The organism is Pseudoalteromonas sp. CO109Y, assembly GCF_004208935.1.
Lineage (GTDB): Bacteria > Pseudomonadota > Gammaproteobacteria > Enterobacterales > Alteromonadaceae > Pseudoalteromonas > Pseudoalteromonas shioyasakiensis.
In genome coordinates this window covers 399,064-415,604 of the sequence record NZ_SGPD01000042.1, presented here as the reverse complement: position 1 = coordinate 415,604, position 16,541 = coordinate 399,064, and the positions used below count along the sequence as shown (strand labels likewise).

12 protein-coding genes are annotated in these 16,541 nt (G+C 35.6%); all 12 read left to right on the top strand.

Features of this window, described 5'->3' with window-relative positions; translation table 11 throughout:
- Nucleotides 1-351: 351 nt before the first annotated feature.
- The 12 genes from EXT43_RS19505 (at nucleotide 352) to EXT43_RS19445 (ending at nucleotide 16,539) form a co-directional block, all read left to right on the top strand.
- A complete protein-coding gene (locus EXT43_RS19505) occupies nucleotides 352-984 on the top strand; it encodes a hypothetical protein (RefSeq protein WP_130167735.1) in 633 nt (210 codons plus the stop codon).
- A gap of 934 nt (nucleotides 985-1,918) precedes the next feature.
- Nucleotides 1,919-2,320, top strand: coding sequence for a hypothetical protein (locus EXT43_RS19500; protein WP_130167734.1), 402 nt, complete (start codon nucleotides 1,919-1,921; stop codon nucleotides 2,318-2,320).
- Between the two features lie 110 nt (nucleotides 2,321-2,430).
- Entirely contained in the window at nucleotides 2,431-2,877 is a 447-nt protein-coding gene (locus EXT43_RS19495; RefSeq protein WP_130167733.1) for a hypothetical protein, read from the top strand.
- A 623-nt stretch (nucleotides 2,878-3,500) separates the two neighbouring features.
- Nucleotides 3,501-5,021 carry a sigma-54 dependent transcriptional regulator gene (locus tag EXT43_RS19490; protein ID WP_240701541.1) on the top strand — a complete coding sequence of 507 codons (1,521 nt, stop codon included), beginning with the start codon at nucleotides 3,501-3,503 and terminating at the stop codon, nucleotides 5,019-5,021.
- 299 nt (nucleotides 5,022-5,320) lie between these two features.
- A complete protein-coding gene (locus EXT43_RS19480) occupies nucleotides 5,321-5,743 on the top strand; it encodes a hypothetical protein (RefSeq protein WP_130167732.1) in 423 nt (140 codons plus the stop codon).
- An 88-nt stretch (nucleotides 5,744-5,831) separates the two neighbouring features.
- Nucleotides 5,832-6,566, top strand: coding sequence for a DUF3944 domain-containing protein (locus tag EXT43_RS19475; protein ID WP_130167731.1), 735 nt, complete (start codon nucleotides 5,832-5,834; stop codon nucleotides 6,564-6,566).
- Complete coding sequence (locus EXT43_RS19470; RefSeq protein WP_130167730.1) at nucleotides 6,567-7,454, top strand: hypothetical protein; 888 nt, start codon at nucleotides 6,567-6,569, stop codon at nucleotides 7,452-7,454. It begins immediately after the preceding gene.
- Between the two features lie 67 nt (nucleotides 7,455-7,521).
- Nucleotides 7,522-8,073: a hypothetical protein gene (locus EXT43_RS19465; RefSeq protein ID WP_130167729.1), complete on the top strand. Its 552-nt coding sequence runs from the start codon at nucleotides 7,522-7,524 to the stop codon at nucleotides 8,071-8,073.
- A 64-nt stretch (nucleotides 8,074-8,137) separates the two neighbouring features.
- The gene (locus EXT43_RS20865) at nucleotides 8,138-10,057 is read left to right on the top strand and encodes an AAA family ATPase (protein WP_240701540.1); all 1,920 of its coding nucleotides are present in this window, start codon (nucleotides 8,138-8,140) and stop codon (nucleotides 10,055-10,057) included.
- Nucleotides 10,057-11,373 (top strand): McrC family protein, encoded by a 1,317-nt coding sequence (locus EXT43_RS19455; protein WP_130167728.1) that lies wholly within the window; start codon nucleotides 10,057-10,059, stop codon nucleotides 11,371-11,373. Before EXT43_RS20865 ends, EXT43_RS19455 begins: the two co-directional genes overlap by 1 nt.
- A gap of 154 nt (nucleotides 11,374-11,527) precedes the next feature.
- Complete coding sequence (locus tag EXT43_RS19450) at nucleotides 11,528-12,790, top strand: DUF2130 domain-containing protein (RefSeq protein ID WP_130167727.1); 1,263 nt, start codon at nucleotides 11,528-11,530, stop codon at nucleotides 12,788-12,790.
- Between the two features lie 254 nt (nucleotides 12,791-13,044).
- Nucleotides 13,045-16,539 carry an STY4851/ECs_5259 family protein gene (locus tag EXT43_RS19445; protein ID WP_130167726.1) on the top strand — a complete coding sequence of 1,165 codons (3,495 nt, stop codon included), beginning with the start codon at nucleotides 13,045-13,047 and terminating at the stop codon, nucleotides 16,537-16,539.
- The last annotated feature ends 2 nt before the right edge of the window (nucleotides 16,540-16,541 follow it).

Below are 16,541 nucleotides of genomic sequence, written 5' to 3'. Positions count from 1 at the left end.
AGCAAACAATTTTTAGCCCCTTATCGAAGCCTTGATACTTATGGAAGATTTCTGCACTTGTCTCGAAAATTAAAGTTTGTAACTGCAATATCACAGATGACTGAAAATGGTGCCTCCATTAATGGTGGTTTTAATCATTTCAGAGGTGAGGCTATATTCACGTCCACTTTGAATACGTGTTATTTCGAAGACAAAACTCTCGTTAAGATCAAAGGCGGAGGTTTAAATGGTAGCAACTATAAATGCTCTAATTCTGGTGAGTTTTACAGAGTAATGAAATTTGATAGGTTGTAATAAACTCGTATATAAAAAATTATGTCGCCCGCAAGCTGATTAGGACACAAGGAAAGTATGAAGATTGTTTTTAAATTTATTGGATTGATTTGGACTATTTCTTTTCTTTCGTTTTTTGTTCTATTCATCTACGTGGGAATTGGAGGTGAAATATCTCCTTTAGTTCAAGAGTATGTGATCTACTCTCAGACAGTTTTATCGTCTTTTTTCACTTCAAACTGGTTTTATGTTGTTTTTGTAGTTGGTTGGTTTGGAGTTTGTTATGGACTAGGAAAAGAAAGTGGCTGGCAAAACTTAGCTAAAAGATACAGAAAAAATAATGACTGGGGTTTAGAAGAAAGCTTCCGAATTGGAAGTGGGTATATTGGTAAAATACGACATAACGGAATCTTAAAGGTTGCAGCAAATAACAGGGGGCTTTATTTAAGAGTGCTTTTTCCCTTTAAGTTTGTTCATAAAAACCTGTTTATTCCCTGGCAAGAAATCTCGGCTGTTACATTAGAAAGTGGTTTGTTTTCAGAAAGTACTCCGGGCTTTCTGAAGCGTATGGCTAAACCAGTTTCAAAAACTGAGTACTTAAATATTCAACTACATGAGTTCCCAAAGCAGCGTTTAACTATTCAAAGTTATGAACAATTAATTCGCTATATTCCAAAAACCTTGAGAGGTAGTGCAGAGCAAGTGGTTTAAAAGCAACCTCTTTAGTCGCTCATTAGTGCTCGTTGGGAAACAAACACGCAGGCTCCCTATAGCCTGCGTATTTGTGTGGACTTCCCAGAGATTACCCTACGCTCTGTAAGTGAAATAGAAGAGTATTCTTTTAAAGAAAATACATAACAAGCCGCTAAATACTTATTTTCACTACCTGGCTAAAATTTATAAATTTTAGCCACTTCGCGCCTACAACAGGCTTGCGGAGCGTTACGATTAAATCCTCGATCGCACCTTTGTCCATAAACGAGCTATGCCCTTAAGACTCTGCCCATACCGAAAACTCATCTAGTCACCATAAAACCCCTCACTTATTTCGTCACATAGCTTGGTTCGATAGATAATCCCAGTGCATTAGTTCTGTAATATCTCTCTTGGAGAATCTTAACTACTTTTAAACTTGATCCAGATCAAAGAAACTTCATTCGCAGCAATCTATATTACGCGGCTGCAATTTTCGCTGCTTTTTGAAATCTATATTAGCTTTTAAAGGCAATACTCCATCATCGTGCTTAAAGGTGTGTCATGGCATTACTCATCAATAACAAATGTATTAACTGTGATAAGTACTAGGTGCCAGAATTTAATGAGGAAAAACAAATAGTTGAATTTTGCTGTGTTCTTTTTTGTGTTGGTGATTTTTGACAAATCAACAACAAAGCTAAGTATTAACTAAGTTTGATGGAAAAGCAAATTGTATTAACTAAATCGACTTTTTATCAATTTTATGCATTTTTTCACACGCTTTCCCTCCTTTATTTTCTCTTAAATTACTACGTAACACAGCGCCATTAACTCGTAACACTGAATGAGAAAAGCGTAACACAGAGGTGAAATTTACCTCTGTTACTTACCATTCGTTACCATCACATAAGCCTAGTTAGTGTTAGGTCAAACACTAACTAGGAAACTCATGAGTACATCAAAATCACAATTCATCAGAGAGTATCAACGCGCGAGTAAATCACCTTGGGATGACAATTCAACGATTTTGCTATTAGCAGATGTTGATGAAGCGTCTACAAGCGATTTAATCGAACTTAGCTTTAGCCATTACATTTATATGCACAGAGATAGGGTAGGCAGTGTATTGGGTATAAGCATCTCAAAGCAGCTTTTTGATGATAATCCTGATTTTTCAGGGCGCTATTTAGATGGTGTAGAAATGTATGCTTTTTTGCTTCTGTACATTGAGCAAATAAAAGAATTCTGTCATTTATTTTCAGCGGAGTTCGAAGCGATATTCTTAACTAAACCAACAACTTTCTTCAGTTACGCTGAAGAAAGCTGGTTAGAAATCATCGAAAAAAGTTAAAACTGGCGAACCCTTGGGTTCGCTTTCTTAATATTTCCCCTTCCTCGTTCCTTTTTAGTTAAAAGCCGTTACAGCGGTTTAAACCCATATAAAAATAAAGGAGCATATCTATGTTTAGATATATATCAACGCAGGATCTTCTAACTTTAGTTGACTCAATCCGCAGTATCATTCTCAAAAACGACCATAAAATTAATCATTTAATGTTAAACAAAGAAAACCCTGATTTTGAGGGGCTTTGGTCAATTTTTGAGCCTGATGTTTATGCTAATAAACAACTCAACTATCGTGGTGTAAAAGTGTTGTTTTATAAAATGATGGTGTTTCTGCTCGAAGATATTCAGGAGGGTACCTTTGATTATTCGGATTACGATGACCAACCTTGCAACGAAAGCCCTGAGCGCTTTGATGATTTATTCGATACGGAATTAGAGAATGACTTTGATGATGACTTTAAAGAAAAAATTGAGCGTGAGTTCGAGCCAGAGCTTAATAATGAGCGTACTCAAAATTCTATAAAAGAGACCATATCGCAAATCAAACAAACGCATTCATAGGATAAAGAAAGCTATTTTTGCATTTAAAAATAGCGGCCTAATCATAACTCACGAAATACGCCACGAGCCGTTATTTGCCGGCTCACTACTCAATGTCTGGGTAGTCAGAGTTCACTCTGATAATACTAGTGAGGGAATTGTACGCAAATATACTTTTCCATTGTGGTAATGCAAAAGCGTATTGCCAACGATAATGTAAGGCGAGGCTTGAGGGCAATAAAGGAGTAGCGTGCTACTCCTTTTTTAATTAAAAGCGTAATGAACCAAAAAACACTAAAACTTGCAAAATTTTCCTTTCTACATAAAACAAATCTCATAAACACTATCTTAATAGAGTTGTTTACCAAACTTCTTTCTTGTAAAAACAAGTAGTACATCAAATGTCATTTTTAATTGTTGTATATGATTATTAGGAGTTGATGGTCGATCACAAAATATTATTCTTCATTTATAGAGAACCTTTTCACAAACTTTATTAGTCAAGATAAAGACTTAGACTCGTATAGAAATACAACATAAATCAATCTGACGTGGAAAATTTTAGTGATGAATAAGGGGCTAACTTATTACTTTTTATAGGTAAATTTTATTATTTACTGTAATATAGTTAACAAAGTAACAATATGAGCAAATGGACTGTGAATATACTTCTTTCTTGGCTGGGCACCAAAGACATTGATAACATGCTCGATGGTGAAAAAAATGCTTCAATTTCAACTCTCGCTACTAACTCTCAAACTCCTTTTGATAAAATTGTAATACTCTCAAATCATCAGCAAAAATATTGGAAAAAGTTTGAAGATTTTGTAAAAAAGCGAATGGCTACAATTGGAAAACCATATCATGATATTCAGGTACATAAAGCCAATATAGCCAGCCCAATTGATTATGAGTCTATTCACCAAGTAACAGCGCTTTGGATCAATAAATTAAGTAAAGAAGCTGACTCGTTATCAATAAACCTGACCTCAGGCACGCCAGCAATGACCACTTTATCGGTTCTTATCGGTAAAGGTAAAGCGAACGTTCAATTCCTTCAAGCAACCCCAAAGAATGAGTTGCTACACGTTGATATCCCAATTGATTTTGGCCAAGAGTATGTAAAGTCAGCATCTAAAAACATAGCGAATACGGCAACCTCTGAGCCTAAAATTGAGCAAGCTTTTTCAGCACTCACTGCAAAATCAGTGCAAATGCAAAAAGTAGTCAACAAAGCTAAAAAGATTGCAGCTTCAGAAGTACCCGCACTTATCTTTGGCGAAACCGGAACCGGTAAAGAGCTAATGGCAACAGCCATTCACAAAGGAAGCTTACGAGCAAGCAAGCCATTAAAAGTAATTAACTGCGGAGCATTTGCAGAAAACCTTGTTGATTCAACCTTGTTTGGTCATAAAAAAGGGGCCTTCACTGGAGCAGAAAAAGATCACCCAGGGCTCTTTGAACAGGCCGACGGAGGCACTTTATTTTTAGATGAGGTGGGTGAATTAACTCCCGAAATTCAGGTAAAGCTTTTAAGGGCATTACAACAAGGTGAGGTCAACCGTTTAGGTGACACCCAAACCATTAATGTCGATGTTCGAGTCATTGCAGCCACACATAAAGATTTATCAAAGTTAGTAGAAGAAGGTAAGTTTCGCGAAGACTTATTTTACCGCTTAGCAGTGGGCATTGTACAAATGCCAGCGCTACGAGAGCGGATTGAAGACATCACTGTTATTGTTAATCAACTAGTAGAGCAAATAAATAAAGCAGGTAGCAAACATCCCGACTACATAAGTAAAAATATTTCCGAAAAGGGAATAAAGTTTATTTTATCTCAACCGTGGCAAGGTAATATTAGAGAGCTGTGGAGCACATTAAACCGTGCATTTTTATGGTCTGACTCACAAACAATAACTGAAAATGACTTAGCAAATGCCGTGATTAAGCGTGCTAAAAATGAAAGCTTTACAGATGTTATACTGTCATACGATGATAAAATAGATATAACACAATTAGTTGATAAATATAAAAAAGCTTATGTTTTAGCTGCTTTAAAAGCAAGTGGTAATGTTAAAAAACATGCTGCTCAAATGCTTGGCATAAAAGATCACCAAACGCTTAGCAATTGGATGAAGAATCTAAACATCAAACACGAAAAATAAAAAGGACAATAGTGTTGGTATTAAAGTTGCCAATACCTATTGAGTAAAAGGAGAAGTAGCCAGTGAAAAAATCAAACTTTGAATTTTTTACAAACCGAACTGTTCGTCTCTTCGAACAATACTTCGCCTTAGCCGGCACTTTAGAAAAGAACCTCGCTAACTCTAAACAGCGGGTGGATAATCTAACGCAATCGATATTAGCAAAAGCCAGTAAAAAATAACACGCTATTTGCTGGTCGGCATTGTTGCCGAGGTGGTTAAGTATTTTAATAAAAATTTGAAACAATTAGAGGAAGCACATGTCGAGAAAGCTATCACATCAAGCTGAGATTGAACGCAGACACATAAATAATGGAAGTTACTCACCTGATGGTCGCTACTCAGAGTCATCACATTATGACTATTTAAATGATAATACGTCTAAGAGTGCTACTAACTTTGATACTCAGGAAGAAAAGGTAAAAAACTTAGCTGTTACAACACTGCTACAAGAAGCTGATTTTAGTTATTCAAATGCTGTTACAACTGTTCTGGACGTACTTTCAGCTGTAGACATACCTATTACGCATATCAGACATGCAATGCTGGTATATGCCTATATGATAAAAAATAAACATTCAAAATTAAAAGCTATTGAAACATTAAAAAGTATTTTATCAGAGAATAGAGCCGATAAAGTGTTTGAAGGTTTCATGACAAGGTTTGAAATAAACAACCCTTGATCGAAAAAAAAATCGATCTATAAGTACCAAAAGTAGCTATTTATAATAAATCAATATAATTAATCGTAAATTAAAATAGGGAATACAGATGTCAAATAAATATAGAGAAGATAAAGATTTAGCATTTTTACAGTATGCAGATGCAGAAATGCTAGAAGTACTCGTTAAGCATTTGATGTTTGATAAAGATGGGAAAAAACGAAATACAGAGTCATTATCTGGAAATAAAGCATTTATAGATGCAAAAGGTGACTATCGAAAAGCGTGGCAAAGTGTAGCTGCAGAGCTCCAGCATTATGGTGGTGATACTTTGGTTAACCTTGTTCGTCGAACAGGTGTTACGTATCGTGAAATTTTAGTGGATGTATGTAAGCGTATTAAAGTAAAAACCAATTTTGATGCAGAGACTATTGATATAGAAAAAGCAATGTTTGCCAAATTAATAGAGACTTCATGGGACGATATGACCGATGAGCAAAAAAGTGAGTTAACAAAAGCACTAAAAGTTGACCCTAAGTTAGCTGGCCCTGCCGCAATGACGGCAATAATTTCGGCAATAAAGCTTGGTGGCTTTGCTAGTTATCAGGTTGCGTTAATTGTTGCTAACTCTATTGCTAGAATGATTATGGGTAAAGGTTTACAGTTAGCAGCTAATGCAACAATTGTTCGAACACTGAGTATTTTTGCAGGTCCAGTCGGTTGGGCAATTAATGGTTTAATAACTGTTCCTGCGATTACAGGTCCTGCATTTAGAGTTACTCTTCCTGCTGTTATTCAAGTAGCTGCTATGCGCCAACAATTAGAAAATAAGGATATTTTTTAAATGTATGAAAAAGTTTTAATCATCGATTGGTCTAAAGTAAAGCCTGAAGTAATTGAGGGTTTACAGAGAGGGACTATTCGCCTAAGAGATGGTGTTGCTGTGAGCAATAAAGGAGTAGAGCAGTGGCTTCCTTTAGTAGAAAAAACGATAGATTCTTCTGAAGGGCTTGGTTCTATTTTAAAGCAAATGCAAGCTGCTCAAACAATTCAACTTGCTGCTACGGGTTTATCTACTGGGCTTTTATTGGGTGCTATTGTTGCACAAACAAAATATTTAGCTAATAAAATTGATAAGTTGCAAGATCAGATTGATTTGGTTTCGCAAGATGTACACTCACAAAATGTTATATATTTTATGAGTCAACTATCAGAATACTTTGGATTAATTGAGTCGGCAAGAGTGCTGTTATTAGACAAGGCACTTGTAGAGGAGTCACATGAGATTGCAGTGCAATACATGGCTCAACTTGCAGTTAAAAGAAATGAACTTTTATCGCTTATTGATAACTTAGTTGGATATGTAGACTCTGCAAGTGCACAACATGCAAAGTTGATGTTTGATTTTGTAAATATGATGATGGACTTGCTTCCGAAGACTATTTGCTTAGAAAGCCAACTTTATGAACGCTTCGGTAAATATAAAATGGCTGATCATATACTTGAGACTTCATCAAAAAATTACAACCTAATTTTATCTAATTATAAGACTTGGTGTAATGCAAAAGCGCGTGAAGTCATTAGCGGTCAAACTCCTCAGCATGCCCAGTTAATAAACAATCAGAAAGACTTGTTAAAACAACTTTTTGATTCTGAAATTAACCAAGCGATATTAATTGGAAATATGAAGAAAAACTTAGAGTATGCGCCGGTCAGTACCTCGGCTAACTAGCACAAGTTACTAGTTAGCTTTTTAGTAGATTATTTTTTATAAAATTAAAGTTTTATAGGTACTAAATATGTCGTCCATTGAAAATGAATTAAATATAAATAAAAAAGAAATTGAGCAAGAAATAAAAGCAGATTATGAAAAGATAGGAATTGATTATTCACAAGCATTAGTCGATCAAGCTGTAATGGTTTCATGTTTGCAGAGTTTGTTAGCTGAGCTAGAAGCTCATAACGAGTTACATATTGCTTATGATAATGGATCTAAAGATTTTATTTTGGATGCAAATGAGTTAGACCGGTTAGCCTGTGAATTAGAAGATTATTATGACTCTTTAGTTGAATTTCCAGAGAATTTAGAACGTGATAAGTTTGACGAGTTTCATGCAAATTTAATTGATACCGTTGGAGAATTTTGTAGTGAAGCTCCCTACATTGATAGAGATATCCTTGCCCAATTACACAGTGAGATAGTGCATGGAATAGAACCTGACGAAGAAGACGACGCTTTATACGGCACTGGCAATACTAAAGAATTTGATATAGCAAAGTTAATAAAAATAGAAGAGTGTTTTGTTGAGTATTTATGTGAACTTGATAGTCAGTTAAATTTTAGAATTTAGCCTAATTACGAATTTAGAAGTTTTATAGAGCTAAACCTAAATTAAAAAAAGATAAGGATGTTTCATGTCAAACGGAAAAAGCATTTATTGGTTTTTAGATGCATCGTACGGCGCAATTGATGATCAAACCGAGCGCTTTACAAAAGAAGGTATTTGGCAAAATGGTGATGATAATAAATACCATGACAATGTAAAAAAAATTAAAGCAGGCGATAAAATTGCTATAAAGTCAGTTTATACACAAACCTATAATTTACCTTTCGATAATGACGGTAAAATGGCTTCAGTAATGGACATTAAAGCTATTGGTGAAGTAACTGAAAATTTAAATGATGGTATTAATTTAAAGGTAAAATGGTATCCTGATTTTCATAAAAAGACATGGTATTTTTATACATACAGGCCTCGCATTTGGAAAGTAACAGCAGATAATCCAGAAAAAACAGCTTTAATTGACTTTGCTTTTAACAATGTTAAGCAAGACTTTGACCTATTTCTGCCTAGTAAAGCAATTACAAATAGTGATTTAGAAGCTCCATCTATGAATAAGTCAATTGAGTTACCCCCTCTAAACTCCATTTTATATGGCCCACCAGGGACAGGGAAAACATTTAATACCGTTAAGTTAGCAGTTGATGCTGTAGATCCTTATTTTGCTCAAAAAGTAGAAAATGACCAAGATTTAAGAGCAACTTATAAAGAATATTACGAAGAGCTTAAGCAATATGGTCAAATTAGATTTTTAACATTCCATCAGAGCTTTGGATATGAAGAGTTTGTTGAAGGACTTAAAGCATCTAGCGATAACGGCAGTATCTCCTATGAAGTTGAAGATGGCGTATTTAAACAAATTGTAATTGAAGCAACTAAATATCGTACCTTTCAAGAATCAACTGTACAGCATAGCTTTGATAGTTGCTGGGACGCATTTTGCGCCGAATTAGCTGAAAGTGAGTTTGTTGAAGTTCCTATGTCGAAAGTGTCATTCAAAGTAATCGATTTTAATGACAAGCGAATATTCTTCGAAAAACAGGGGGGTAGTAAAGATCACACACTGAGTATAAATACTTTAAGAGCTATTTTTAATGGTGAGCGAGAGTACAAATCTGGGCTAGGTGTTTATTATCGGCCTTTAGTTTCGTACTTAAAGGGTTTAGTTTCACCCACTGAGTCAAACAATATTGAACGCAAAAACTTTGTTTTAATTATCGATGAAATAAATCGAGGCAACATTTCAAAAATATTTGGTGAGCTCATTACACTTATTGAGCCTTCAAAAAGACTTGGTAATGACGAAAAGTTAGATACTGTTTTGCCATACTCAGGTGACGTGTTTTCAGTCCCTGATAACCTTTACATTATTGGCACTATGAATACAGCTGATAGATCGTTGGCAATGATGGATACTGCATTGCGACGTCGTTTTGACATTATAGAAATGATGCCACAACCTGAGTTGTTTAAAGACAAAGTAGTTAAGGGGATAAATTTAGAACAACTACTTGAAACAATGAATAAGCGCATTGAAGTGTTATATGACCGAGAACATGCATTAGGGCATGCTTTTTTAATTCCTGTTTTAGACGCTTTAAATAGTGACGATGATGCTGAAGAAAAAGCCTTTAGTGAACTTAAAAATACCTTTAAAAATAAAATAATCCCGCTACTTGAAGAGTACTTTTTTGAAGACTGGAATAAAATTCGCTTAGTTTTAGGTGACAACCGAAAAGAAAAAAGTGAATTAGAACAATATATTTTTGTAAAGTCGAAAAACGAAAAATATAATGAAATTTTTGGTGATAATCATGGTTTAGAAACCTATGAAGACACGAAAACAACTTTCACTTTAGCTGAATTTAACGATCATGATTCAGTATGGAATAACCCAATAGCTTATCAAGCTATTTATGACAATACAGTGTTTAAAAGCCCAGCGAACACTAGTGATGATGCGGGTGAAGTTACATCTTCGAGTACTCACTAATGTTGGAAGTTAAAAAGCAAACTACTGTTTTTGAGTTTGGGTATTTGGGTAATGGTGATGATGAAAGTGACAAAGTACAAGCATCGCCCCAGATAGAGCCTATTTCTGGAGATGCATATAACTATTTAAAAAAATTATGTTTATGTGATGACTCAGAAAGCCGATTTATGCGCTTAAAGCAAGTTGATCACTGTGAAGTATTACAAGTTAAAAACTATGCTGGTGTGATTTTTACACCCGATGGAACCCAAATAGAGGTATTGCCTAAAGTAGCTAAAAATAGTGATGATAGCGCCTCGCGCGCTTCATTACTAATGATGCTTAAATCACTTAAGCAGTTTAGGCACTTACAAACTAGTAATGCTAATTTAGCTGAAAATAAAATACCTTTACTAGAGGTTTTTATTAGCCAGTTTTTAGCCTCTGTAAATACCTTAATAAAGCGCGGGCTTAAAAGTGACTATCTACTAAAAGAAGATAACGTTGCCTTTTTAAAAGGAAAGCTTCTGGTAGGAAAGCAAGTTAAGCATAACTTTATTAATAAACATAAGTTTTATGTTGAGTACGAAGATTACTTACAAAATAGGCCGGTTAATCGACTAATACACACTGCACTTGTCAAGGTGAAAGGCTATAGCCGAAGTGCTAATAACCAAAAGCTACTGCAAGAGTTGTTATTTGCTTTTGCAGATATACCACTAAGTAATAATGTTAAAAATGACTTTGCCAGCGTTAAGTTAGATAGAGGAATGAAATATTACGAAGCCTCACTGGCGTGGGCAAGGCTAATTATTGATGGGTTTTCTCCGTTAACTTTGCAAGGCAAGCGCAATGCATTTTCGTTGTTGTTTCCTATGGAAGCGGTGTTTGAGAGCTTTGTTGCTCAGTATATAAAAAAGCATATTACAGGTTTGGGTGAGATATCTGCCCAGGTTAGCACAAAGTCTTTAGTTGATTATGGTAATACACCATATTTTTTATTAAAACCGGATTTATATATCTCACGCAAAAGTAATATTGATAAAAGTAATGACATTGTGCTTGATACAAAATGGAAATTAATAAACGAGAAAAATTCTAAACGAAAAGACAAGTTTGGGCTTTCTCAGGCTGACTTTTATCAGATGCTTGGCTATGGTCATACCTACTTAAATGGTAAAGGGCGCTTAGTCCTTATTTACCCAAAAACAGATGCGTTTAGTACAACACTCCCACATAGCTTTAACTATGAAGGTGGTACATTAAAGCTCTGGGTTGTTCCTTTTGATATAAAAGCTGAATGTGAAAATAGAATAGATTTGAGCAGTTTAAGTTAAGGTCTTATTTGATAGTGATTTTATTTACATAAAAGTAATATTATTCCCATGTTAAATTTGGTTGTAAGTTTAAATTATATGCAAAACAGTGTGTTATACATTGGCACTAAGCTTGTAATAGTTTATTTGTGTTTAACTATTATAAGGCTCAGCCATGACTTCCAAAATTATCCTTAATGCAAACGATTCAATAACCTGTCCTCATTGTGATACTGATTTTCATGTAAAAGATGCGATAGCAAAGCATTTAATTGAGCAGCACGAAAGTGAGTATAAGGAACTACTAAACCAGCAATTAATGGCTATTAAAGCCCAAGCCACAAAAGATGCAGAAAAATCAGCGTCAAAAGTATTTCAGCAGCAACTAGCTCAATTAAATGAACAGCTAGAAGACAGCAAGCAAAGCCAAGAGGTACTTAAAACAAAGATTGAATCTGAAAAAATTAAAGCAGAGCAACGCGTGCTTGAAAAGGTGAAGCTGGAGAAGCAAAGCCTTGAGGAATCAATAAAATCTAAAGATGAACAATTAGATCGATTTAGAGATGAAGAGCTTAAACTCAGAAAGGCCAAAGCAGAGCTTGAAGATAAACAAAAAAACTATGAGCTAGAATTAGCTCGCAAAGTTGAGGAGCAAAAGCAGTTACTGCGTGATGATGCTGCTAACGAGTTTAAATTAAAAGAAGCAGAGTATCGTAAAAAAATTGATGATGCTTCCAAAGCTAATAACGAACTTAAACGCAAGCTAGAGCAGGGATCACAACAACTACAAGGTGAAGTTTTAGAACTTGAGTTAGAGACTACACTAGCACAGTTATATCCGCTTGATTTTATTGAACCTGTAAAAAAAGGCGCTAAAGGCGCAGATGTTATTCAAACAGTTTGCATGCGCTCAGGAACTGTATGTGGAAAAATAGTGTGGGAAACAAAGCGAGCTGAAAACTGGTCAAACACTTGGGTTAGCAAACTTAAAACAGATGTACAAAATGCTGCCGGTGATATTGGAGTACTTGTAACCACTGTATTTCCTGCAAATACAAATGAGCCTATGTTAATGGTTGATGGAGTTTGGTTAGTTAAACCAGCTTTAGCAAAGGGGCTAAGTGAAGCTTTGAGGGTTACTTTGTTAGAGACACAGCGTCAAAAAACGGTAAGTGCAGGTAAAAATGAACAAATGGAAGCTATTTATGATTACATATGCAGCCCTCAATTTGTTCAACGTGTAAAGGCGGTTGTTGATCATCAAGAACAAATGAAAAGCGAGCTTGATAAAGAACGAAACGCAATACAAAGAATATGGAAAAAGCGTGAAGGCCAAATTTCAGGCATAACTGCACAAATGTTGTCAATGTGTGGGGAACTGCAGGGCCTCGTACACGGTGGAATGCCAATGTTAGATGAAATCGCTGCGCTTGAATAATAATCTCAAGCAAGTTAAGAGCATAATAGAGCTCTTAACTTGCTTGTGAGTTTAATCTAATTGGTCGCATAATTATTTGATCTTAATTAAATGAATGGTAGATTAATGCTAGTAGTATATAACTATCCCATGGTCGGGAAGCAGTAAAAAGGAATTTCAGTGATAATACCCCAGCGTTACTCCTCTACTTATATCTTTGCTCGGATAATAAAAAATATCAAACGAGCCTATCGCCCTAAAATAGGCAATTTATTATGAGTACTTCAGCTATATCTTCAAAAAAGTTAACTGGTATTAGCGCATTAAAACATTGGGAGAGTGAATTTCTTAGTATTCCTCCACGTACAAGATTATCAGGAAAGCCTATTTGGGCGTATAAAGTAACAGATGAAGAGCTTACTTCTCTTCGATTAAAACTAAAGAATATGCTGGGGGGGAAGTCACCTAGCGTCGTTTTTAATGCTTCAATTATATTTGATAAATTGTTTGTTCTGTATTCAGCAACATGGCTACAAAGAAATTACGGTGGTGGAAGAGATAAGTGGCAACCACTTTTCGATAGTTTAGGTATTAGGGATTACCGCCCTTATTATCAGTCATCCGTTCGAGGAGCTGTGGAAAGAGGTTTAGATTCCTGGAAACAGACTATTTTTGATACCACTAGAGATGAGTATTTTGCTACTTTATTTTGTCAAGGGGGGTTTCCAAGAGCAATATTAACAGGAGAAAATGAAACTCATTTAAGACAATATCTTATCAACTTAATTGAAGAATATAGCCGTTTTCACCTTAGTAAATCATCGTATGAACTAGCGGGCGAATCTCTACATAACTTACCGAAAAGCTTACAGCAAGATTCCTTGGCTAAACTAGCCGCATCCTTATTAGACGATCTTATTTTGTTAAGGGATGAATACCACCTTTATGCTGTAAAAGATCCTGTGTTGGAATTGGATGCTAAAAAACCTAAATGGAAGAACGATTTAAAGTTTCTATTGGATGATGATGAAGCAACGGAGTTAATGCGAGTATTACTTAGAAGAGCTTCTAGCATTGTAAAAAGAGAAAAGCATCCTATTAGAGTTACACGCTTTTTACGTGAGGGGCAAGAAGGATGGCATTTAGAAGCGCTGATACATTTAAATGCAACCATAAATCCTGATGATCTCAATGAGCAACTGGAAAATGCAGAGCTACCTAAGTTTTTTGACATGTACTCCATAAGCTCGACACTCGAAAGAAAATTATCAGCTTCCTTTAATTTAAAAACGGATGGAGCAGAACGCTGGCAAGTATCTCGTAAAACTGTCAATTACTTTGGAGAACCAGCACAAAACGAACTTAGCTTTGAGTTATGGAGTGAAGATAAAAAGCTAACGTCAAACATCTACTACCGAGGAGAGGCATTATCAAATGAAATGCCTTGGATTTTTGCTTCAGCTTCTAAAGGCTTGATGTTCGTTGGGCAAGGTTCAGTAAAAAGTCATAATGAAAAAGTATACATAGTTTCTACAGCAGAGCCTGTGGCTTCAAATGCATTATCGACAGTCGAGCATGTTGGTACTATTGTAGGATCTGAACGATCGGTTTATGAAGTATATGGAAGTGCGAAAGTATCAACTATTCATGGTTCATTTAAAGTTATTACTGATTGCGTTAGTACTAATGTGGTTTTGTGTCAGGTAAAAGGTTTTTTAGAGCCATTAGCTGTCGATGACAAAGTTTATAAAGGACTACCAACACTTTTATCCAACCTAGACGGTAATATTGCAGAGATTCCAGTAGAAGAGTTGTTTTGGAAAAGCAAAGAGCAAGATAAAGTTAGCGCATGGCAGGCTGATAATGTATTTGGTCGAGGTAATGTTATCTGGAGTAAAGATGGTGACATCCTTTGGCAGTCAAACTTGAATGTCATTCCGGAAAAATCTAGTTTTACTCATCACCTAGATGCCACAGGTAGACTTGAAGTCAATGTCATTAATTTTAAAAATGATGGTGTTGCATTATGCCAATCTCAGGAACGTTGGCTAAGGAGTGTTGAGCCAGCTATTTTAGGACAAAGACTCGATATTCAGTTGCCTAATGGTATTGCCGCTTCTGTCAGTGCTGACTTACGCTGGCCAAATTCGGGGTCATTATCTTTTGAAATTCCCACAGGCCAAAATGGTCTCTGCCTTATTTCACATACGGGACGCCCTGTTACAAAGTATCAACGAATATGTATTGATGATTTATACCGATGCTCACTAAAAGTTGTTTGCGACAATGAAAGTGCGATTTGGGGTTTTAAGATTAATGCTGTATTAATTAAGGAAAACAGAGGAGAACAGCGTGATGAAATCAAAGTTTCTTTAAATGAGCATTTACGTTTTGGAAATGTTGAAATATCTCCTGTAATGCTAATCGATTGTCAGGTACTAATTAAACTAGCTAATACCTTGTATGCACAGTCTGATGATACATGGGACTTTATCAGTTTTCGTGTGGAAAATAAGGCTTTGGGGTACAGTAGTGACTTAGCAAAAATATACCCAGATAGACATTTGGCTATTCCTGTTACCAATGAAAGAAGGATAAAGGAAAAGTTCTTCATCAATAATATGCATGTTCATAAACACCCCGATTCTGTCAATTTAAAGCTTCGTCCTATGTGGAAACTTAATGAAAGTGAAGTTGTTATGGATGTTGATTATGACGAACAGAGCAGAAAGTCTTTTGTTGTTCCTAAGGATTTACAATCTGGTCCTTGGCTTGTTTTTGCAGATCCTGAACATAAAGTTCAACCTACAGTAGTGACGATTTTTGGTGAAAATGTTGATTTCGATGAAACGTTATCTTGTGCGATCAAAAGTAATGATTTGAAATGGTTTCATGATGTCTTAAAGCTAATGGAACAAGACCCGACTCACAAAGCTTGGGATGAATTAGAAATATTTATTGATGCTTTGAGCTTGGTTAGAGCAAATACATTTAATGTATTTATTCATATGGTGAATTACCCGAAGCTTTTTGCATTGTTACTATTTAGAAAGTCAGAGCAAGAATGGTTTGAAGATGTTTGGAAGCTACAAAATCAGCTTCCTTTTAGTTGGTTTTGTTTAGACTTAGAGCATTGGTACTCAGCTATGGATAGTCTTATAGCCAGAATAGACCGTGATGTTTCCTCTTTAGGACTTGATGTTGTGATGTCGCAACAACTAATGATGATGCAGATAGAAGACTTTTTGGAAAAGCTATCCTCTAGAGGAGAAGGCTTTGCAACGATCGCCGATATTCTGAGATACAAGAAAACCGGTAAAACATGTGATTGGATTAAAAGTCACAGTGATGATTGGAAATTAAACCAATTTGATTCTTTTCATATGGCAAAAAAGGAATTATTCGAACGTCAAAATGGCAAGTTTATTTGTCGAGTTCAATCGGCTAGAAAAGATGAAGAATTCAGACACGAACTAAAACCAAATTTGATGAGAGCTGTATTACCTCAGAAGCTTTATTGTCTGTTAATAAATCCAACCCTCCCAGAACATGTGTATAAAAATCAATTTTTTATGTTGGAATTACCAGTACTGACCGCCTACTGGGCCGCAGGGCATTTAAATTCGGAAGATGACTTTCCTGTGAGTTATAAACCGTTTGGCCGTTTCTTACAAGTCGCAATTTCCAGGCTACTATCTGAGGATAGAGAGTGGGTTCATAAAGCGTATAGCTTGGCTCTTCAAGCTAGTTTTTTAATTTCCAAGGATTAGGT

Bases quoted from the DNA above. Each gene is read 5' to 3' on its own strand.
- EXT43_RS19455 (WP_130167728.1), top strand. From the start codon at position 10,057: ATGTTGGAAGTTAAAAAGCAAACTACTGTTTTTGAGTTTGGGTATTTG.
- EXT43_RS19500 (WP_130167734.1), top strand. From the start codon at position 1,919: ATGAGTACATCAAAATCACAATTCATCAGAGAGTATCAACGCGCGAGT.
- EXT43_RS19490 (WP_240701541.1), top strand. From the start codon at position 3,501: ATGAGCAAATGGACTGTGAATATACTTCTTTCTTGGCTGGGCACCAAA.
- EXT43_RS19445 (WP_130167726.1), top strand. From the start codon at position 13,045: ATGAGTACTTCAGCTATATCTTCAAAAAAGTTAACTGGTATTAGCGCA.
- EXT43_RS19505 (WP_130167735.1), top strand. From the start codon at position 352: ATGAAGATTGTTTTTAAATTTATTGGATTGATTTGGACTATTTCTTTT.
- EXT43_RS19450 (WP_130167727.1), top strand. From the start codon at position 11,528: ATGACTTCCAAAATTATCCTTAATGCAAACGATTCAATAACCTGTCCT.
- EXT43_RS19470 (WP_130167730.1), top strand. From the start codon at position 6,567: ATGTATGAAAAAGTTTTAATCATCGATTGGTCTAAAGTAAAGCCTGAA.
- EXT43_RS20865 (WP_240701540.1), top strand. From the start codon at position 8,138: ATGTCAAACGGAAAAAGCATTTATTGGTTTTTAGATGCATCGTACGGC.
- EXT43_RS19495 (WP_130167733.1), top strand. From the start codon at position 2,431: ATGTTTAGATATATATCAACGCAGGATCTTCTAACTTTAGTTGACTCA.
- EXT43_RS19480 (WP_130167732.1), top strand. From the start codon at position 5,321: ATGTCGAGAAAGCTATCACATCAAGCTGAGATTGAACGCAGACACATA.
- EXT43_RS19465 (WP_130167729.1), top strand. From the start codon at position 7,522: ATGTCGTCCATTGAAAATGAATTAAATATAAATAAAAAAGAAATTGAG.
- EXT43_RS19475 (WP_130167731.1), top strand. From the start codon at position 5,832: ATGTCAAATAAATATAGAGAAGATAAAGATTTAGCATTTTTACAGTAT.